The sequence below is a fragment of the Cryobacterium sp. GrIS_2_6 genome (assembly GCF_035984545.1).
Taxonomy (GTDB): Bacteria; Actinomycetota; Actinomycetes; order Actinomycetales; family Microbacteriaceae; genus Cryobacterium.
Window position 1 is genome coordinate 905,548 of record NZ_JAXCHP010000001.1, and the last position, 19,754, is coordinate 925,301.

23 protein-coding genes are annotated in these 19,754 nt (G+C 64.0%); 1 reads left to right on the forward strand and 22 read right to left on the reverse strand.

Going from position 1 to position 19,754, the window contains the following annotated elements; all coding sequences use genetic code 11:
* Positions 1 to 12 precede the first annotated feature (12 nt).
* The 17 genes from RCH22_RS04605 to RCH22_RS04685 form a co-directional block, all read right to left on the reverse strand.
* A complete protein-coding gene (locus RCH22_RS04605; protein WP_327012925.1) occupies positions 13 to 1,803 on the reverse strand; it encodes a hypothetical protein in 1,791 nt (596 codons plus the stop codon).
* Between the two features lie 39 nt (positions 1,804 to 1,842).
* Positions 1,843 to 2,289, reverse strand: coding sequence for a hypothetical protein (locus tag RCH22_RS04610; protein ID WP_327012926.1), 447 nt, complete (start codon positions 2,287 to 2,289; stop codon positions 1,843 to 1,845).
* Positions 2,290 to 2,495: 206 nt separating this feature from the next.
* The gene (locus RCH22_RS04615; protein WP_327012927.1) at positions 2,496 to 2,987 is read right to left on the reverse strand and encodes a hypothetical protein; all 492 of its coding nucleotides are present in this window, start codon (positions 2,985 to 2,987) and stop codon (positions 2,496 to 2,498) included.
* 20 nt (positions 2,988 to 3,007) lie between these two features.
* Positions 3,008 to 3,997 (reverse strand): phage tail tube protein, encoded by a 990-nt coding sequence (locus RCH22_RS04620; protein ID WP_327012928.1) that lies wholly within the window; start codon positions 3,995 to 3,997, stop codon positions 3,008 to 3,010.
* Positions 3,998 to 4,000: 3 nt separating this feature from the next.
* Complete coding sequence (locus RCH22_RS04625) at positions 4,001 to 4,231, reverse strand: hypothetical protein (RefSeq protein ID WP_327012929.1); 231 nt, start codon at positions 4,229 to 4,231, stop codon at positions 4,001 to 4,003.
* 28 nt (positions 4,232 to 4,259) lie between these two features.
* The gene (locus RCH22_RS04630; RefSeq protein WP_327012930.1) at positions 4,260 to 4,478 is read right to left on the reverse strand and encodes a hypothetical protein; all 219 of its coding nucleotides are present in this window, start codon (positions 4,476 to 4,478) and stop codon (positions 4,260 to 4,262) included.
* The gene (locus RCH22_RS04635) at positions 4,478 to 4,984 is read right to left on the reverse strand and encodes a hypothetical protein (RefSeq protein WP_327012931.1); all 507 of its coding nucleotides are present in this window, start codon (positions 4,982 to 4,984) and stop codon (positions 4,478 to 4,480) included. The genes RCH22_RS04630 and RCH22_RS04635 overlap by 1 nt, the downstream gene beginning before the upstream one ends.
* Positions 4,981 to 5,862 carry a hypothetical protein gene (locus RCH22_RS04640; protein WP_327012932.1) on the reverse strand — a complete coding sequence of 294 codons (882 nt, stop codon included), beginning with the start codon at positions 5,860 to 5,862 and terminating at the stop codon, positions 4,981 to 4,983. The genes RCH22_RS04635 and RCH22_RS04640 overlap by 4 nt, the downstream gene beginning before the upstream one ends.
* Before the next feature lie 123 nt (positions 5,863 to 5,985).
* Complete coding sequence (locus tag RCH22_RS04645; protein ID WP_327012933.1) at positions 5,986 to 7,434, reverse strand: hypothetical protein; 1,449 nt, start codon at positions 7,432 to 7,434, stop codon at positions 5,986 to 5,988.
* An 89-nt stretch (positions 7,435 to 7,523) separates the two neighbouring features.
* Complete coding sequence (locus tag RCH22_RS04650; RefSeq protein ID WP_327012934.1) at positions 7,524 to 8,831, reverse strand: hypothetical protein; 1,308 nt, start codon at positions 8,829 to 8,831, stop codon at positions 7,524 to 7,526.
* Positions 8,832 to 8,834: 3 nt separating this feature from the next.
* Positions 8,835 to 9,212 (reverse strand): XkdF-like putative serine protease domain-containing protein, encoded by a 378-nt coding sequence (locus RCH22_RS04655; protein ID WP_327012935.1) that lies wholly within the window; start codon positions 9,210 to 9,212, stop codon positions 8,835 to 8,837.
* A gap of 8 nt (positions 9,213 to 9,220) precedes the next feature.
* Complete coding sequence (locus RCH22_RS04660; protein ID WP_327012936.1) at positions 9,221 to 12,790, reverse strand: phage portal protein; 3,570 nt, start codon at positions 12,788 to 12,790, stop codon at positions 9,221 to 9,223.
* Positions 12,791 to 12,793: 3 nt separating this feature from the next.
* A complete protein-coding gene (terL, locus tag RCH22_RS04665) occupies positions 12,794 to 14,344 on the reverse strand; it encodes a phage terminase large subunit (protein ID WP_327012937.1) in 1,551 nt (516 codons plus the stop codon).
* Positions 14,345 to 15,033: 689 nt separating this feature from the next.
* Positions 15,034 to 15,492 (reverse strand): hypothetical protein, encoded by a 459-nt coding sequence (locus RCH22_RS04670; protein WP_327012938.1) that lies wholly within the window; start codon positions 15,490 to 15,492, stop codon positions 15,034 to 15,036.
* 207 nt (positions 15,493 to 15,699) lie between these two features.
* On the reverse strand, positions 15,700 to 16,137 hold the full coding sequence (locus RCH22_RS04675; protein WP_327012939.1) for a hypothetical protein: 438 nt from the start codon (positions 16,135 to 16,137) through the stop codon (positions 15,700 to 15,702).
* 139 nt (positions 16,138 to 16,276) lie between these two features.
* A complete protein-coding gene (locus RCH22_RS04680) occupies positions 16,277 to 16,618 on the reverse strand; it encodes a hypothetical protein (protein WP_327012940.1) in 342 nt (113 codons plus the stop codon).
* Between the two features lie 487 nt (positions 16,619 to 17,105).
* Positions 17,106 to 17,276: a hypothetical protein gene (locus tag RCH22_RS04685; RefSeq protein WP_327012941.1), complete on the reverse strand. Its 171-nt coding sequence runs from the start codon at positions 17,274 to 17,276 to the stop codon at positions 17,106 to 17,108.
* A 113-nt stretch (positions 17,277 to 17,389) separates the two neighbouring features.
* Here RCH22_RS04685 and RCH22_RS04690 point away from each other — a divergent pair, with 113 nt between their 5' ends.
* Positions 17,390 to 17,593 carry a hypothetical protein gene (locus tag RCH22_RS04690; protein WP_327012942.1) on the forward strand — a complete coding sequence of 68 codons (204 nt, stop codon included), beginning with the start codon at positions 17,390 to 17,392 and terminating at the stop codon, positions 17,591 to 17,593.
* Here RCH22_RS04690 and RCH22_RS04695 read toward each other — a convergent pair.
* The 5 genes from RCH22_RS04695 to RCH22_RS04715 form a co-directional block, all read right to left on the reverse strand.
* Entirely contained in the window at positions 17,581 to 17,946 is a 366-nt protein-coding gene (locus RCH22_RS04695; RefSeq protein WP_327012943.1) for a hypothetical protein, read from the reverse strand. The genes RCH22_RS04690 and RCH22_RS04695 overlap by 13 nt on opposite strands.
* On the reverse strand, positions 17,943 to 18,083 hold the full coding sequence (locus RCH22_RS04700; RefSeq protein WP_327012944.1) for a hypothetical protein: 141 nt from the start codon (positions 18,081 to 18,083) through the stop codon (positions 17,943 to 17,945). The genes RCH22_RS04695 and RCH22_RS04700 overlap by 4 nt, the downstream gene beginning before the upstream one ends.
* Positions 18,083 to 18,571 (reverse strand): hypothetical protein, encoded by a 489-nt coding sequence (locus tag RCH22_RS04705; protein WP_327012945.1) that lies wholly within the window; start codon positions 18,569 to 18,571, stop codon positions 18,083 to 18,085. The genes RCH22_RS04700 and RCH22_RS04705 overlap by 1 nt, the downstream gene beginning before the upstream one ends.
* On the reverse strand, positions 18,564 to 19,118 hold the full coding sequence (locus RCH22_RS04710; protein ID WP_327012946.1) for a phospholipase D-like domain-containing protein: 555 nt from the start codon (positions 19,116 to 19,118) through the stop codon (positions 18,564 to 18,566). The genes RCH22_RS04705 and RCH22_RS04710 overlap by 8 nt, the downstream gene beginning before the upstream one ends.
* 177 nt (positions 19,119 to 19,295) lie before the next feature.
* Entirely contained in the window at positions 19,296 to 19,526 is a 231-nt protein-coding gene (locus tag RCH22_RS04715; RefSeq protein ID WP_327012947.1) for a hypothetical protein, read from the reverse strand.
* Positions 19,527 to 19,754: the final 228 nt, after the last annotated feature.

The window sequence follows — 19,754 nt, forward strand, 5'->3', positions numbered from 1 at the left end:
GTTTCGTGTTGTTCATCCGAGGCCGCGGAGGACCCAGCCGACCTCAGCCCCGATCCGGTGCGGGTCCGCGTTGGTTTGCGCAAACACCTGCACCGTTTGTGAGCGAGTGGCCGGGGCTGCTGTTGCGCCCTGCTGGCCCTGCTGTGCGTTCACCGCAGCCGTGACCCGGGAGGGCATGGCCTTCCGACCGGCGAGCATGTCCGTGGACAGGACCGCCTCGCCGCCGTGGATGACAGCAGGCACCGGAGTGCCATCCGCGCCAGGCACCCGGTCGGTGCCGATATCAAAGTGCGGCAGGGTCGGGAGGGCCAGGTGGATGCCGATCACCGACCCGGCCGACAAGATGCCGTTGATCGGCCCGAGGAGCCCGTTCACGACGTCAATAACGTTGTTGAAGATTCCCTTGACGAAGCCGACGACACCGTTGAAGCCGTCGCCGACCATGCCGCCGAAACCCCGCCACAATCCAGACCACCAGGACGAGATCCCGTCGCCGATGATGCGCAGGCCCAGCCACAGGTTATTGAAGGAATCGTGGGCGAATCCGACGAGTCCGTTCCATGTGTCCGACGCGAATTGGCCGATCCCGGACCATAATCCGTTCCACCACGACGCGATACCGTCACCGACAGATACGAAGAATCCGGCGACAGCCTGCCAAGTGGTTTGCAGAAATGACGTCACCTGATCCCAGTTCGCGACGAGCCAGAGGATCGCGGCGACCAGCAATCCGATGCCCACAATGATGAGCAGGATCGGCCATGTTGCGGCGATTGTCGCTACGGCCGCGGCGATCATGGACACTGTGTACGCGCCGATGGCGATCACGAGGACGCCGCCGATGATTCCCGCGATCGTGTATAGCAGCGGCCTGTTCTGGTCGAGATAGTCGGCCCATTGAGACCCGACCGTGATGACCTTCTCCACGATGGGGATGAGCATGCCGCCGAGCTTCTCGCCCATGGCCTCTACGCCAGCCTTGGCCTGCGCGAGCTTGCCCGCGAAAGTATCGCCGAACGCGTCCGCGGAACCCTTCACCCTGTCGGAGAGGGTCTTGAGGATCTCGTCGCCGGCGCCCTGCTTCTCGGTGAGTTTCTCCTGTGCGAGCTGGCTGGCGGCGACAGCTTTCTCGTACGCGCCGTGAGCCTTCGATGCCGAGTCGGCCGCGCCCGGGGTCTTCGCGAGGATCGCGTTCACGTTGTCTTGCGCCTTCGCGAGAGCATCCTGCGCGAGACGGACCGCTTGCGCGTTGCCCGCATAAATGGGCATGTCGATGCCGAGAGCTTTCAGGGGCTTCGTCTGCCCCTCCATGCCCTTCGCAACGAGGAGCGCTGCGGCGTTCAAGTCCATGTTCTTCGCCTTGGCGAGGTCCGCGGCCACACCCATGACGGACATGGCCTTCTCCGGGTCCTTCAAAGACATAGTGAGGGTCGCGAGGGCGGTGTTCGTCTGGTCGTTGGTGAACCCGTAACCGCGCATCGTCGAGTCGAGCCCGGCAACCTTCGGTTCTAGCTCCTCCATGGAACCGCCCGCGTTCTGGACAGCCGTTTTCAGCTTCGCGTCCACGACTTCGGCGGCAGCCCCAGCCTCCAGGCTGAAACCGGCGATTGCCCCGCCAGCGGCGACGACGCCGAACGTGATCGCCTTGCCAGCAACTGCCGTCGTCTGGAAAGCGTGCTGCATTTTGGAGGAAGACCCGTCAGTCTCCTTCTCCATCTTGGAGACCTCGCCCTTGACCTTGCCGAGCTCGCTGTAGAGCTCCCCAGCCTTTGCCCTCAGCTCCAAAACCAGCGGGGGAAACATTTCCACGGGGCACCTCGATCAGTTTTGAGTTGTGAAAAATCAGAGGCGGACGATTTCCGCCCAGGCATCCCGTGCAATTGCGGCAAGCAACGGCCGGGCATTCAGAACTCCGGGCTCGAAGAACGGGTAGCCCTTGGACCCGTTCAGACCCAGCTCGACACGACGGCCGTAAGCCATCCGCGGGGCGACCTTGGTGCCGTACTCGGTGAAACCGAACCGGGTGATCGGGTCCGCCTTGATCGAGCGGCGCAGGTCGCCCGAGATGACATTCGGCTTATCGCCGCCCACGTGACGGTCCGCGACGAGATGCCCGTATTTCTCGGCCCGCGGGCCCATGATCCGTTTACGGGTGCCCTCGAAGTTGCTCATGGCCTCTTTGACCACGACCGCCGCGGACTTAGCGACAATGATTTTCGAGGCGTCGTCAGCCTGAGCCGCAACCTTCTTCAGCGCGGACTCGAATTCGGAGATCCCCAACCAGCCCACAGAATCACCCTCAAATCACGAGTTGTGCCGTGCTTCTTCCGCCTTGTACAGCTGGTCGATTCGCAGCGTCCACTCGATGACGTCGCCCGGTTCGTCCATGTATTCGTCGTGAGTCATCGGGATGAGTTTGCGAAACAGATATTCGTTGTTCGCCCTCGACGCACGCAGGGACAGGGGCATTGCGCCCCCATCCCGAAGCGCAGACTCTAGGTGTCGGAGGCCCCAGTAGGGGAGTCCGGCTCCTCGATGCCCGGGTCGATCTGGAAGGAATCTTCGGCGACGACACGCTCGGCCGCGAAGATCTTCTGCGCGTGGTCCGCGATCGCCTTCTTCGTGTCCTTCGGCAGGTCCAGAAGATCATCGACGGACTGCGGGAGAGGGATCGGCTTGCCGTCACGCTTGAGCGTCCACGACTTCAGCAGCACCCACGCAACCGTGTTGTTCAGATACAGGATGTCGCGGGCCTCCTCACGGGTGAGGTGCACGTCCGCCCCGGTAAGCGCAGCCGACTCGGCCGGCTCGAACCCGTCCGCGGTCACCGAGCGGGCCGATTGAATCTTCCGAATCGCACCCTCGGCCGGGGTCCCGGCCACAGCCAGCTCCTCCTCGCGACGGTTCGAAAGCTCCTTGAGCTTGTAAAACGACGCGGACCCGCCAGGGATGCGAGTCCGGTATAGATCATCTTTCTGTGCTGCCATGATTGCCTCCGATAGGTGGGTTAGTAGGCGGTGGACTGTGCGGAGGTGAGGATCACCTGGGCGGGAGAGAATCCGCCGCCGAGAGCGTCCGTGGCGTTGGCAAGCATCTTTGTGGTCGCCTTCACTTCCATCCACTTGTTCGTGCCGGATGGGGCCGCGACGTCGTAGGTGACCTTCGAGTGCTGGAACAGGATCGAATTCACCGCGTCGCCGGCCGGGGCGACCTTCACGAGCAGGGTCGGCTGGGTGTTGGTGAGGTAATCCTGGAGGTTCGTGTCAGCGGTGTACCCTTGGTAGATCGCCGTGATGGAACCGGCCACGGTGACCGGGCCGCCGAAGATCGCGAACGGTGTCTGCGTGCCCGTGACCGCCGGGATGATCTCGGTGGCACGCTTGTACTCGACGTCAACCTCGGAGAAGGTCGAGAGGGCGGTTCCGCCGAGGGTGATGATGGTATTCCAGCCCGGCATCGGCTTGGCCGTCGTCGGAGTGTTGGCGGGCGGGGTGATCGCCGTGGCCGGAAGACCCACCCACGTGACGTTGAGCTCGGCGAGGCCCTCAGGCTTGATGGTGATCTTCACCGTCGACGGGATGGCGCCGGGCATGGCGAGGACCTTGCCCGCGCCGTCGTTGTAGAAGACGGTGTAGGACGGCGGCTGGGCCGCGTCCCCGCCAGAACCGTTGTATAGGGCCGTCTTGTGCGTGTACGGGCCGGCACCGCCGATGGTGTCCGGGTTACCGAGGACGGCGAGCAGGTGCGGGTACACCGAGTCGAGGTAGAAGTACGTCTTGTAGGCGATGGTGTCGTGGCCCTGGCCCTGCTGCTGCTCGTACTCACCGGCCATGGAACCGCGGAGGGCGCCGTCGACGATCGGGGGGCGGGTCGGAACCCATGTGGGCGAGTCGACCGGGACCCAGAATGTGGGGGCGGCCATGGCGACGCCGCGGGTGGTCTCTTTTGCGAGGCCCATCCACTGCAGATTCGCCGGGGCAAACGTCGATGCGGGCATGTGTTATTCCTTCGATTCGGTCGACTTGGGAGCCTTGGTGGGCTTGGTGGGCTCTTCGACCGGCACCAGGTGCGCGTGTTCGAGAGGTTCAGTGAGGGTGATCTCGTCGCCCGGATTCAGGACGACGGTGGAGCCTTCCGCGTCGTCGCCGTCGCGGTGCACGAGAGCATCGGGGCCGTGTACGAGGTGGGCGAAGACTTCGGCGAAATCGTGGACAAATTTGTATCGGGCCACGGGGGCTCCTAACGGGGTTGAGTGAGAGTTACTTGTGGCGTTTGGCGGCGCGCGCCTTCAGGGCTGTTGAGACGCGGGCGGTGTGGCCCAGGCGAAGACGGCCGGTCGTCGCCTTCTTGCCGGTATGGCGGGCCTTCTGGCCGCGCTTGACACGGATGACACGGGTGGAGCGGCGAACCGGGCGGCGCTTCCGAACCTTCTTGCCGGTCCGGCCGTGCCGGGTGGATGTTGCACGTGCGCGCCCCATCAGGCTTGAAGAATCTCGGTCACGTCGAACTCGACGACGGCGAAGACGACGACCCGGCCGACATCATCCTGGGGAAGATCGCGGGTGACCCGAATGTCGTTCTGGTCCTGACCGCCCTGGAAGATCACCGCCGAATTTCCCATCGTCGGGTCCGAGCGGATCCGCGTCTTGATCGCGTCGATGATGGAGTCGAACGGTGTCACCCAGGCGTCCTCGTCAGTGCCGTCCGGGTAGGCGGCAGGGACGAGGAACTGATACTGGACGACGAGCCCCACGGTGTGGTTGACCTGTTTGGAGCCGCCGATCGCAGCGCCCAAAGTCACCCGGGATTCGTGCGACGTGTCCAGGTGCACGAACCCGACCGCACCCCAGCCAAGATTGACTTGAACATTCCAGTTCGCGCCTTGGATGATGGTCGGCTGGTCCAAATACACCTTCGGCATGCCCACGATTGCCGGGGTTTGGAAGAAGTTCCGGAGGGCGACCCGGACCGCCCCGTCGCTCACTGCGTCCTCCGGTGACGGGACAGCCATTCGACGGCGAGGTCGATCTCTTCGAGGCCGCCATCCTCGACCTTGGCTGTCTTGGCGGGTTGGCCGCGCATGGAGCTCATGACGAGCGCCTCCGACCCGCGGGTTTTGATCAGCGCCGAGGTGAGGAGCACGACAGCCTGCTTGATCGCCTCGGGGAGGGCGGACACGTTCGCGCCCGCAGAGTGCAGGTTGACGAGAGGGGCGGCCAGTGTGGCAGTGTTGCCGGTCACGGAGAGCACGTTGACACGCTCGCTCACACCCGGTTCATGGATGGTCAGTTGCATGCCCGGCAGGACGCCGAGAGTGGAGTCGACCAGGATTGTCGTTGCCCCGCCGTTCGTGGCCGCCGTGAGGACGCTGTTCGCGTACCCGTTGACGTAGGTGACCGCGGCGTACAGGTACCCGGAGGCGGTGCGCGACGTTGCGCCGGGCATCGGGAACGACATGGCCAGAATGGGGATCTCGGTGACCTTGCGGCCAACCCACACGTTGGACAGGTCCGGCAGGGAGGCCATCATGCTCGGCTGCGGGCCGACAGACACGTTCGTGACCTGAATGACAGGGGTGAAGGCGAGGGGAACCTTGAGGGTGCCCTCGTTGCTCACCCGGTACCGGCCCGCCTGCGTGTCCAAGGTCGCGCCGAGAATCTGGTAGCAGTAGTCGTCAGCAAGCGAAGATGCGCGGGCGATGGTCTGGGAGAGGGCGTCCGCGTTCTGCTGCGGGGTGCCGCCCACAACGAGCTGGGAGACGTTCACGCCCGTGGGGGAGGCCAGATATTCGGCCGGGGTCAGATAGGGCGACCGGGAGGCGTACGTGGGGACGTACAGCGCCGAGGCGGGGGTGACAACCATTGCGCACTCCAAAGTGTTGAGGTGAAACCCGACACCCCCCGATGGGAGGCAGACACCAGAGGGCGCCGGGGGTAGTGGGGTGGTGCCGCCGCGGCCCGAAGGTCACGGCGGCACCGGAGGCCGCTAGTTAGCGGCGATGTCCTGCACGACCGCGCAGGCGACAGGAGCCCGGTTGATGAGCGTCGAGGTGGAGAAGACTTCACCGTCGAAGCGGGGGCCGCCGCCGACGCCCGTGCCACGGTTGGTCGCGTACTCGTAGTCGGCGACGTCGTGCAGCGAGCGGACCTCGAGCACGTTGCTGATGTTCGAGTTCGGGAACGGCACCGTGTCGCTGACGGCGATGAGGGTTCCGGGGGTGAGGTTCGGGTGAACCTCGATCCGGACCGGGACACCGCCGGCAGCCTTGTTCACGTAGTGCGTGACGTAGCCGCCACCGGTCACGTCCGTGCGTCCTTCGGCGCCCGGGGTGAAGAACGTGTTCGCGGCACCGTTGGCGAGGAGCAGCTTGCTGATGCTGTTCGATTCCTGCGCGGACACGAGGTAGCGGGTCGGGGAGAGCTGCACCGTGTTGAAGATGCGTGTGTTGAGCGCGTCGAGCTCGTTGATGGACTGGCCCGAGCTGGTGAATGTGGAACCGCCGAGGCTGGTGAACCCGGCACCCGAGTTGATGCCGGAGCCGCGGGTGACGAGGCCCGTTGCACCACCGGTCACGTAGTCACCCGCGAGGGTGGCGAGCAGGCCGTTGAAGTCCGTCGCCTTGGCCGAGGAATCAGCGACGGGGACAGAGGTCGGCGCGACACCGTAGATGCCGGGGAGGTTCGGGACGGGCTGGTTGGAACCGGCCGGGGTCGTCAGGAACGTGACCGTGTTGACGGTGGTCGTGGTGATGTAGAAACCGCCGACGAACCAGTCATAGGCGACAGCGCCGGGGATGCTGGCCACGGTTGCGGTCAGCGTCGAGGTTGCGCCGGTCGTGATCTGCGAACCCTGCGCGGAGGCGATGGTGGATCCGCCGTAGGAGTAGTTCGAGCCGGTGCGCGCCGCGACCTTGATCAGGTACGTGGCCGCTGCGACGGTTCCGCCCGTGGCCGCGGTGGCCGTGGTGGGCACGGCGGGAGTCGGCAGGGCGAAGTTCTGGCCGCCGAGCAGCTTCTTGTCCGAACCGATCTTCCACTGGTTCATCGCGTTGATGACGGCGATGGTGCGCGCGTCCGCGAAGCCCTTGGCGAGGTCGATGGCGTCCTGGGTGACGGTGTAGCCGTAACCGAGCTTCGCGTACTGGCTGGACGCGTTGATCATGTTCAGGATGGCCATCGGGGCCGGCGCGTCGAACGCGGTTCCGGGGTCGGACTGCAGGTTGTTGACGTTGGTCAGCACGCGCCACAGGGCCGCGGGACCGGCGACCTCGGGCGTGGAGCGCGCCAGGGAGTCGAGGAACGGCGTGTTGACGGGGATCTGGCTGATCCAGCCGGTGAGGTCCACGCCGGTGAGGCCGGTCGCGGTGGTCACCCCGGAGGACTGCGCCTTGTACAGCTGCACGAGAGTGTCGCGGGAAACGGAATCGAGATTCACGATGATGCCTTTCAAAATGGGCACGACAAAAAACCCCCGCGGTGGAGGGCTTGTCGAAGAGGGTTTTAGGGGGTGTGGTTCAGTTGGAGCTAGACGAAACGGCTCCGAAGCTCCGCGTATGTGAGGGCCTGCTGCGCCGCCACCTTCTGCGCGGGCGGTGCATCCTCGACGGCCTTGCGGAGATCCGCGAACTCGTCAGTGGAAGCGTCGCGGGCAGGCATTCCGGCGGTACCGGTGCTCCCGTTCAGCAGTGGGCTCTTGCGATCGTCAGGCATCTTGCCGAGGTGCTCGACGCGCTCCTGCAAGCTCTTCACCAAGTCCACCAGGTCCGCATTTTCTGCGGCCTGCTTCGCGAACGGGGCGAGAGCTTCTGTGAGCGCGAGGGTGAACTCGTTATGGAGTGCCTTCGTGACGTTTTCGGGGTCCGTCACCACAGGCGACTGGACAGTTTTGGTGCCGGGGATGACAGCCTCAGCGGGGGCCACCTCGGGGGTGGGCTCGGCCGCGTCAGGTACGGCTGGCACGTCTTCGGTGCCGGAGGTGAGGTCTTCCGCACCCTCGTCGGAGGTCGCATCGGGTTCGGCAGCTTCCTCGGCGGGGGTCTCAGCAGCCTCCTCGGCGGGGGAATCCTCCGCGGGAGCCTCCGGGGCGAACGTGGTCAGATTGGCCGCGTCGACGGAGCCGAGCACGCGCCCGCTCGCATCGTAGACGAGCACCTGCGGGTCACCCTTGGCCTTCATGACCGGTTCGGCGACGGGCGGCAGGCTCGCAAGGACGTTCTGGATCGCCGCGGCCGCACCGCGCAGGGCAGACTCGTTGGCCGAGGACAGCGCACGGCCAGCCTTCACGAACGCCGACAGGACCGCGCGGGCATCCTCAGCGGACTTCGCCACCGGCTGCTCCGACTCCGCCTGCTCGCCGACCGCATACGGGGCGATCAGGTCGATGGCCTGATCCACGAGCTCGCACGCCGTCTGCAGATCCCACGAGTTGTCGTCGCAAGCCTCGGCGCCAGCGAAGACCTCTTCGGCCTCCCGCTGCGAGAGCAGGTCGAGGGCGCGCTTCACACCCGTGAGAACAGCGAGCTGCTCCCATGCGGTGGCAGCGTCCACGGCCTCCCATGCGGGGGAACCGGGCTCGTTCACGTCACCTTCTGCGGTTGCGGTGGGAGCCTCGAGGACTTCCTCGTCAGCCTTGATCACGGGTTCAGTCATGTCTTCGCCCTCCTGGGCTTGTTTGAGAAGTTCCCGCACCGCGTCTGCGGGGAGAAGATTGGGTGTGCTGTCGGACTTCATGAAGATGAAGTCGAGGCCGTTCGCCGCTTTGGATACGAGGTCGACGCGGGGAATCTTCGCGTCGATCACTTCGGTGAGTTCATCGTCGATGAGAGTGTGCATGGGTTATGCCCTTCGCTTGCGAGTGGCAGAGCCCTGTGGGCTGAAGCCGGTTAGTTTTCCTGACTTGACGAGCTCCCACGACACCTCGTCGAGGAGCGCCTTGATCAGCCAGTCACCCTTGGAGGCGACCACTTCGCCGTCGATGACGAACGGGTCATCGGACGGCCACGTGTACGACTCGCACACCTCGGCATGACCGATCGTCCCGTCCATGTGCTCGATGCCGATCTGCCGGCCGCCGTCACGGAGGAACGTGGCGGCGGCCTTCTCCAACTCGTCAGCGGTGAAATAGTCCCGGGAGCCATCCGCGCCCTTCTTGATGCGCGGATCCGGACCCGCCTGATATGCGACGCCGAGCACGATCCGGAGTTCCTTGGCCATGTCAGTCCTTACTCGGTTGCGTCGATGGTGCGAATGTTGGACCCGTTGATTGACTCGACCACCGGGGAGGCCGCACACCGACAGTTGTGAACCACAATTCCATTTGCCAAATACCACCCGTGCGTGGTGTTGCAGTTGTACACTTGGGTATGAGCAAAATATCTCTTGACACTCAATACCTTGTTCGCGAATACCTCGGGGGAACTAGCGAGAAGGCTCTCGCAGTATCCTTCGGCGTCGACCGCCGCGTGATCCGTCGGCATCTCATCGAGGCCAACATCCAGCCCCGAGATAGGAGTTCCGCCATGCTTGTTCGCATGTCCCGTTTGGGCGTCGAGGGCAGGCTGTCCCTCACGACCGCTGCTCATGAGGCCGTCCGGGGCAGCACTCAAAGCGATAGCATCAAGGCCGAGAGAGCTAGACGCAACGCGATCTACTTGCCCAACGTGAGCGTTTATGAGGACGCCCTCGTCGCCGGACTTGTCACGCGCGAGGTTGCCTTCACGAGGCAGCTCGCCTGCGGACCGTACAACGTAGACGTGGCCCTCGGAACCGTCGCCGTGGAAGTCCTCGGCGGCGCTTGGCATCGGTCCAAATCTCACGGGGAGCGCATCCGCTACCTCCTTGATAGTGGCTTCGATGTTCTCTACATCTGGTCCGCCTTCAAGTACAGGGTCGACAGCGCCACGGCTGAGCACGTAATCGCCTTCACGGAGGTCGCCGGCCGGGACCCATCCATCAACCGTCGCTACCGGGTGATTCGGGGTAATGGTCAGTTTCTGGCCGAGTTCCGTCACAATGTCGATGAAATCCCCGACATAGTGCCGTTCAGTGACCGACCCGAGACCGAGCCAGCTACCGTGCCCTACGGAATCTGCCACTGCGGATGCGGTCGCACGACCGCCATCGCCAAATCCGACCGACGAGGCCACCTCAAGGGCGAACCGATGACTTATATCAGCGGGCACAACCAGGCCCGTCGCGGCAGGTAAGCAGCGCGGGTGCACAGGCGGGGAATTGTCCGTGTCCGTGACCGGGTGCGGGTTGGCGGCCGCCACGTCGACACACTCGGAGCACGCGTCGTCGGAGAGGATCAGATCCCAGGAACCGACCCCGCTGGCGGAGTAGGAGTCGAGGGAGCCGAGGGTTTGCGCGCGGGCGATCTCCGTGTGAGCGATCAGTTGAGCCCGGGAATCCGAGCCGATCAGGTCGCTGATGGTGCCCGCGATCTTCTCTGACGACCAGCCAGAGTCAAGCCCTGAGCTGATCCGGTTCCCGACCTGATCGAGCACCGTGTCTTCGATGCCCTTGACTGTGATCCCAGCACTATCCAGCAGCGCCCTCAGGCCGCCGTCAGCGACCAGTGAGGCAGCCTGCGCATCACCGGGCACCCAGGCGTCCCAATTGACGTCAGCAACGGCCTGACCGGTCATCCCGGCCACACTCACCGCATGCGCGCCCAACTGCTGCGCCGCACCATGAGCACCCGTCAGATACCCGTCCGCGAGAAGCTGCCGAAGCACCGACTCGATCTGCGAACTGTCCGCGTTCGCGCCCAACATCTGCCGGGCCCGTGCGAACATCGCATCGCTGGCCGCATCCTTGACCAGTGCGCCCGAAAGCGAACCGATCACACCGGCCACGTCCATCGACGCCAGCAGCGCCCGCATTGCGGTTGCCACAAGCGGCGTGTAGTGGTCGGTCAGGCGCAGATCGAATGCATGCTGGGGCACTTTGTCCGAAGAATCGCGCCACGACTTCTCAATCGCGGCGGGCACTAAAAAAGGGACGCTCTCACGTCCCTTCTTGTTCAGCATCTCCGCAATGTCCGGCGGGGCGACCTCGAACTGGAAATCTCGCCACTTGCCCGCCTTCACCCGTGTCTTCGTGAACGAGCGGAATTTCACCAGCTCAGCCTGCAAAGCGTCCGTGGCATCCTTCATCTTCACCGGCCCCTCCAAAGAGGAACCCGTCAGCCCGGTTGCAGCGGTGACCCCGGCCGTCTCGGCCTTCGTGATCGCACCGCCCACCGTGGGCATGCCATTCACGACATCGGACCCGGGGATGATGTGCTCAAGGTCCGGGAACGCGGGTTCGTCCGGGTTCGTCGGGGCCCGTTTGAAATCGGTCCCGCCTGGCAGCTTGTCCGGCAGGATCCCGCCGGCGCCCGCGAACGCGTCCAACCCCAACGGTTGCGCGTCGCTCGGCGCGCCCGTCTGTCCGTCGATCGTGCCAGAAATGGCCAGGATCGACGTCAACGGGACGAACCCGGTGCGAGCGGTGATGATGCCGCGAGGGATCGGGCGCTCGTTATCCACCGGCAAGCCCAGGAGCTCCTGACGCATCTCGTCCATGGACGCCGCGCCAGTCTTGACGTACACCTCCCACGCCTGCGCCTCCATGAGACGGTCCTCTTTGTCCCGGCCGGTGTCCAGAGACACGCGCACGGGCAGGCCGAGGTCGTGCTGCAGGTAACGGTTCAGGATCTGCTCCACGAACCGCACCCACGGCAGGGTGTTCACGCGGAACTGGATGTCGACCTGCGTCTCACCGTTGGCCCGGTTCACGTCTTTCAGAAGACCGAGATCCTGCGGGACCACGCCATACGCCGCGGCGACACGCGTCACGAGGTAGTCAGGGAACAGCGGGTCGAAACCCTTGGGCCGGGTCTCCGAAATCTTGAAACCGGCCGGCACTGCGACGAGCTGGTGCAGCTTGGCCTGATCGCCCTGCACCACAGCGTCGTAGTAGTCCTGCCATTCCGCCACCTGATCCGGCGACGAAATATCCGGGGGCAGCTCCATGAACCCGGCCGGGACAGACCCGTCCGTGAACATCTGCAACAGGTGCCACTGGAAACGCATGTCCGTGTTCGCGGTCAGCATGATCGACTCGAGCGGCGCCAAACCGAACGGGGAATCCCCCTGCGGGCGGAACCGGGCGTAAATGAGATCCTCGGCCGTGTACGACGACCACGACTGGCCCTTGATCACCTGGTAGTAGGCAGGGGCGGGGGCATGAGGGCGGCGGCCGTGCGCGTCGATGCTCGGGAACACCGTCGAACCGTCGAGAATTTCCAGGCCGATGATCTGCCCGGCCATGTTCCGGCGGCGGTAAAGCACCCCGGCGTCGTAGCGCAGCTGGTTTTCCATCCAGATCGACAGCCACTCGTCGTACGGGTGCTCCCGGTCCGGGAAAGCCAGCACCGCGCGCGCCGCCTCGATGGCATCCTTCACATCCGAGGTCACGCCGGTGGCCGCCTGAAACAGGAGGCCCATCGACCGGATCTCATCGATTTTATGGTTAATGCACATACGAGAAACGTCGTAGGAGTTGACCATCTCGCGCAGAGTATCGTACGAGGTGCGGCCCCACGCCTGCCGGGACCGAACCGCAAGGTTCACCCCAACCGGGAAGTCCATCGCCCGCGGCACCTGCGAGTACCCCGTCGACGGGACAGCCGGGCGACCCGGGCCCATCATCGTGGAACCCGTCATGCCCTGATCGGTCATGGCCTGATCGATCGCAGCCGGGACGCCGAAACCAAAGGACTTTGCAAGCCGTTCGAAGATACCCATGCGTTACCTCCGGGCTTTCAGATCATTAGCGATTTCGCGCCAGTTGCGCGCGATAGAGGGAACTTCGATGGCACGGTCAGCGGCCTGTTGCTTCCACGCCGACAGGAACACCACACCCGCCCCGGTGCCCTGAATGAACATCCGGTATAAGGCCTGAGACGCGCCGTCCACCTGGTCGTCGTGCGCGCCGTTCGGGAAGGAAGCGCACTCGTCCACGAACTCGTCACCCCACTGGCCCGCCCACACGTGCACGTTGCCCGCCTCGATGAACGGGGCCACAGCGTTCGCGCGGGAATACTTGGACTCTTTCGGGGTGATCGGGACGATCCCGCCAATTTTTGATTTCAACGTGTCGATGACAGCGGAACCGTTCGCCTTGTCCTCGACGAGCTTGGCGGTCGCCTGCGGCCACTTCAGCACCAGCCGTTCGAACGCGGCAATGGTCTGCGTGAATGACATCCGGCGGTGTACCTGATCGACGAGGAAGACGTCGGCGCCCTTCCGTGCCCACACCTGCCCGACCACAAAGTCGGAGCCCTTCGTGTCCTTGAACGTCATGTCCCAAGACATGAGCATTTCGTCGCACTCCATACGGCAGACACCGTTCACGTTCGCCCACATCGGCTCCGTGAAACGCTGCCACCACTGTCGCTGCCACACGTTGCCGGTATCCGGTGACGGGCGGCCCTGATACAGGGAGTTGAACACTCGAGAGCCCGCACGCACCTGAATGGCCTGCCACTGCTCCACCGTGCGACCCCGGGCAGACGTCAACCACTCGCCCGGCTTCCGGCCCAACAGATCCGTCTCGCCCAGCTCAGGCTTGTGATCAGCGAGCGCGGGAATGTTCACCACAGTCCACAGGTGACCGTCATCAGCAGCCAACAGACGGCCGGCCAGGTCATCCTCATGCCAACGCGTCAGAATGACAATCACCGGGGCACCAGGGGCCAGACGTGTCGAACCGACCGACTGCCACCAATCCCACGCCTGATTCCGGTAATACTCCGAATCAGCCTGCGCAGCATCAGCCACCGGGTCATCAATGACCAGCAGATCCAGCGGGCGACCCGTCAAACCGGAACCGATACCCACACAGACGACGCCGCCGCGGTGACCATTCAACTGCCAACGCTTGGCCGCACCATTGTCCGGGGCAATCCGCAAACCCAGATCCAGCTCACCCTCGTCACCGTTATTGTTCGCGATCCAGTTGCGAATCTCACGCCCGAAACCCTCAGCCAAGGTCTGCGAATACGAAGCGATGCCCACCCGAAGATCCGGGTTCTGCAACAGCGCCCACAGCACGCCCGTCTTCGTGACCCTCTGGCTTTTGCCCTCCTGAGGGGGCAGGGACACGATCAGGCGGCCATCAGGAGTATTCAGCACCTTCACCAGCGCCTCATCGATGACCGACAGCGCCTCCGTCTGCACCGTCTTCACATCGATCGCCCGAGCCAAATCACCCGGCGTCTCCCACCGAACAACCGGAGGGGCAAACCGGGCCAACGCCGCATCAAACGCAGCCAGATCAAGCGAGGAAAAACCCGACATCAGGAAGCCCTCCTGACTGCCCAACGGGCAAGAAAATATTTATGGGGGAGCAGGACCAACCAGACCGGAAACCCCGCCAGATCGACCCACAACCCCGGGGGACGCCACACCAGCCCAACCAGACCGGGAGAAAACGGTTTGGAGTCGAAAAAACCGGGGAAATGGGTGTGGGGGGTATTGCGGATTGGCCGTCACCTCTTTGGGGGGTGCGCTGAAAACTGACGGAAGTTTGAACCGGCCGGCGTAGTCGTGTCTGTGTGCGGCCTTGTGCGTCTGTGTGGGGCGTTGGATGTTCGGCGGGTGCGTCCGTCGCGGCGGTGCGTCACTGTGGCTCGTGTGTGGCCGTGGTGGCGTGCCGGGGTGATTGTGTGGCTGCCGGGTGCGGTCGTGGGTGCTCTGCCGCGTGCTCGCTGGGGTGGCGAGGTCGTGGCGGGCGGCCGTGTCGAGGTGTGGCCGGCCCGGGGTTGCCTGTTGTCTGTCCTGTTCGGCGTGTCGTCGACTGGGCGGGGCGTGAGGCGGGCGAATCAGGTGGGGGAAAGTGCTTGGGAATGGGTGGGTTTAGCCGGGCTGAAATCCGGGGTTATCCACAGGAAAAAGGCCGAAACTGACATAATACTGTTTATCGGTCACTTTTTCACCGAAGTTATCCACAGGGTAAATGCTCACCTGAAAATGTTCATGCCCCCATTTTATCGGGCATTCAACTCCCCGGCAGCAGCCAGGACCAGAGTCTCCCGCATCAGCCCCGGCATCAGCGACTTCTGCGCCGCACTCAACCCCAGCTGGGCCGAGTCGAGGACCGTCGTCAACACCATGGCCATAAGCTCGCCTTGACGTTCAGCGAGACGCACCTGACGTTCACCAAGACCCGCCTGCACCGCCTTACTCGCGAAGGTGGCCAGACGGTCACGCTCCAAAGACTCCAACTGTGCAAGACCGCGAATGTACTCGCCGACCTTGCCGAACTCGCCCATCGCATCACCGACCAGCGCATCACGCAGCGTGGGGGACTCAGCGACCAGCTTCTCCAACTCGGCACTGTACGCATCCACGCGCATCCGCGACTGAGTGACCAGGCGCAGCAGGACCTCGCCCGGATCGTCCACAGCCTCACCCAAAGCCCACTTCGACAGCTGCGCGCGCACCATCGCACTCGACCGAACCTGAGGGGCAGCACCGCCATGAAAGCGACACACCATCCCCCCAGCAATCGCCGAGTGCCCACACGGGCCGCCGCCATCTTTCTTCTGTGCCGTGCACATCTGCTTGACGACGTAAGCCCGAGGCATCGAATCTCCCTACTGGGTATACATTCACCAAAGGGTGAGGCTCAGGCGTCCGGGTCGTGTGTGCGTTCATTCGGGGATGTACACCCACCGGTTGGTTTGTGGGTTGATGCCTGCGAGCTTGTAGCGTGCTGCACTGGCGGGTATGACTGTCACGGGGCCGTCGCTCATGAAGAGCTGCGGGACTACGACCACGGGGAGCATGATGTGTGCCATCCCGTTGTGTGATTTGACGAGCATGCCGTCGTGGGCGCCGCCTTCGATTTCGATGGGCTTGGCGTCTTCGGGGTGCCATGTGGCGGTGATGGTGCGCTCGAGGGTCGCGGTGTCTTCGCGTGCAGAGTATTGGACCGCTTCGGGGTCGAAGTCGCAGAGGCCGTGAGTGTCGGCGTATGTGACCATTTCGCGCTGGAGCTGATCGTGTGCCCAGCTTTCGGCTTCGGCCTGCAACATGATTGTTGGGTCTGAGATGTGCATCTTGGCGTGGAACGGGGCGACGTAGCTCATTGGTCTCCTTCGCCCTTATCGGGTGCTCGGGTGCGCTTCGGCCAGGTGTTGGTCTATCTCTGTGGTGTCCCACACGCTTCGGACGTCGACCTGTGTTCCGCAGTGGTGGCAGGTGGCTGTGATCGTCTGTGCTCGTTGGTCACTCATGGGCGCCGTGTATCGCGTCCGTGTGTGCTGCGAGTAGCTGGTCATACGTCAACGTGCTGCCACCGATGATCGCTAGGACGCAGCGGGTGCAGGTGGAGAGTGTCTCGGGGGCGTTGGTGTGTGCGTTGGTGCGCGAAGTGTTGTCCGTGAGCCATGGTGGCTTGACGGGCGTCGCGTGCGGAGGCTTGCGGGATGTGCGCTCCCACGCTGCGCTGTACAGGCGGGGCTGGTACTCGGTGAAGCTCAGGAGGAGCGAGCCCTCCCTGTTGTCCCAGTACCCTGCCCGGGCGTCTTCGATACCGGCGCGGATCGCGCGTGCGTGACTGGTCTTCACTGGGTGGCCTTCCCTCTCGGGCTGAAGTATGCGGCGTTGAGGTCGCGGGGTGGGCAGCTTGCCTGCGCAGATCCGGATCCGGGCGAGGGTGGCGGGTTCTGCGGGCCAGCGTTACTCGTGCGGGGCTGCGAACCTTTGGAGATTGGTGTTCCGACGGGGCGAGGCCGCTTTGCCGCTGCGCTGTCCGAAGCTGGCGCGACTGCGGTGGGTGCAGATGTCGGCTCGGGTACGAACGCGAGGAGGTCCCTTGCCCGGTTCCATTCGCGGCGGTTGAACAGCTTGGGGAGGTCTTCCCACGCCCATGTGCCGGGGCATTGCATGCGGCCGTTGGTCTTGGCGACGATTTGGATGCGGCCGTGTTCGCATTCGCGGAGGTCGTCGAGCCTGAATAGCTTCGGGCCGCTGAGGTGGTCACGGCTGGGCGGGTTGGCCAGTGCCCGGCAGTGTGTGGCGTGCTGACGGGGCCGGTCGTCGTTCAGGTTCGGGGTCACTGGGCGCCGCCGTGGCCCTTGAAGATGTTGACCGTGGAGGGGGCTGCGGTCTTCTCGGTCTTGAACGGGGCGACAGCGACGGCGACCGCGAGGCCGACAGTGAGCGTGATGATAATGACACCGGTGCAGATAGCGCCGATCCAGCTGACGATTTCCCAGGGGTTCATGGTGTGCGCTCCGTTGTTGTTTTGGCCAGGATGTCGGGCATGCCGTATGAGGGCGGATACATGACTGGGTTTACCCAATTCCAGTACACTGTGTACTCGGGTACACTGTGTGGATGACTCGTGATGATGCCGTAGACGACCTCAAGGCGCTCGCCTCATACGATTTCGAGGCCGACCGCGCCCAACGCATCGAAGCAGCTCGATCGTCTGGCGTTACGTGGCGCGAGATCGCAGCCATCCTCGGCATGACCGATAACGGCGTTCACAAGGCCTACAAGAAGTGGTTAGCCACCAAAGAGCAGCCTCAGCCGATGTGAGCGGCGAACGCTGCAGCGGGCAAACCTGCGACGTCGACCGCGGGTAGTTCCACCCGTGAAGGGTTCGTTTCGAGCCCGCACACCGTGCACACGTCGACGGTGACCCGGATGGGAGCCTGCACAGTGCCCTCTAAGCGCGTAACAGGCTCCGTGGTGTGCTGGCAGAGGAGGATACCCCCGCACGAGCCACAGTGGACGGGCTGCGGAGTATCAGCGTGCACCTGCACGTGATGTCCGAGGTTCGCACAGCCGGGCTTCCCGCACACGACGGCGGCGACGGCCGGTGAACCCGAAGATTCGCCCTTGCCGCCGAAGGTGAAGCCGTGCTCAGCCTCAATGTCTGCGAGTGTCACTGGTCAGTCCTTAGCTTGATGTGCTGCATGACGAGGGCGAGCGCCTGCTCCTCGAGAAAACCCGCCTGCATGTAGGCGACGAACATCCGGAACGTTTCAGCGGCGTGTGAGCGCATCGCGGCGGAAGGTTCAACCATCACAGCCAGCCCTTCGCCTTGAAAACGGCCACGTAGGATCCGGGGAACACGCACCCGAAGTAACGGCGGTCCTCGAAGACCTGAATGCCGGCGCCATACACGTAGGCGGCATCAGCCAGGGCGGCGCACTGCAGTGTCTTTGTGGCCGATAGCCGGCGGAGTAGCCAGCGCGGGGTGCGCTCGTGCATGATCTGCTCAAGGCCGATCGCCACGTCGTCAATCCACGAGTACGGGCTGCCCTCGATGCCTTCACACCATGCGACGATCCCGGAACGCTCCGAGTCCGTGAGTGCGAACGACGACCAGTCGATGTGCCCAAAATGTGTCATCGGGCGGATGCGGGCCCCGGACTTCTCGGCGCCAATGCACAGCACCTCGTCCACGGCGACCACGACATGGTTCACGGGGGAGCGGGTGACGGCACGGATCAGCCAGCCAAGCGGGCCGCGCGTGCGGACGAGGCCGATCTGGCCGGCGAGCTCAGACACGGACGGCCAGCCTTTTAGCCATATCTTTGAGCGCCTTGTTGTGCGAGATGTCGAGCACGGGGCGGGCCTCAGCGCAGATGACCGCGTTTCGGTGAACAGTCATTTCGTTGTCTTGAAGGGTCTCGCCCGAGGCGGACCAGTTGGTGGATCCGCCGATGCGCCACACGCCGTCGATGATCACCATTTTCCGGTGAACGATAGCCCCGTGCTCAGACGTGCCGATGGCGACGGAGTTCGAGTCCATCTCGTGCTTGAACTTGGTCAGCAGAGCCTTCTCGTGCACCCCGCCGGCCTGGGACTTGTCGAGGGTGATCTGCACGAAGATGGCGGGGTTGTCGATGATGTGCGCGATGATCTCGGCGAGTTCGTCATCGTCCCAGCCGAACATCGAAATGATAAGGCTGTGCTGCGCGGACGCGATGACGGCCTTGAGTGCCCCATGGACGTCATCGATGGGCGAGTAGAACGTGCGCGTGTCCGCAGGGTACGTGGGGTCGACGGGGGAGGCTTTGAACTGGTCGAGGTCAGCGATGGTCAGCAGTGCCATGGTGGGCCTCTCGATCGGTGTCACTTTTCGTCTACCGTGTGCTCGGCGTCGAACTGGGTTGCGTAGGCTTCTTCGGTGTCGTCTTCGCGGCCGGTCATGGCTTGACCTTGTGCGTGCACAGGGTGGCGAGTGTGATCGTGGGCCAGACGCGGTTGCAGTACTGGCACTGGAACGGGTTCATGCGCGCTCCCTGGCTTCTCTGCCGTCGAGTGAGCAATGAAGCACGTGCCAGCAGTCGCCGTCTCCGTCGTTGTGCACGGACGACGCAGGACCGCACCAGCAGTCGATCGCTTCGTGCTGCATCTTGTCCCGGTTCGGGTACCGATGCGCCTCGGGGTAAGACTCGAAATCCCAGATCCAGTATTTGCGCGTGACGAACGCCGTGAACAGCCATTTGAGCCGCCGCATGTTCGCCCTCTCGAAGAACTTCCGTCATCCCGCGCAGGTCAACCAGTCGTGAACAGGAACACGACCTCAGGGCTGCCTTCACCGCTATGGACGGTGTTGACGCGGGATGACGGAAAGGTGAACGCCCCGTGGAGTAGACGAGGCGTGCAAGGGGTGCCTTTAGCCGGCGCAGTCGTCACACAGCCAGACACCGGGCCAGCACCACGGCGCTGGAAGGCTGCCACAGTG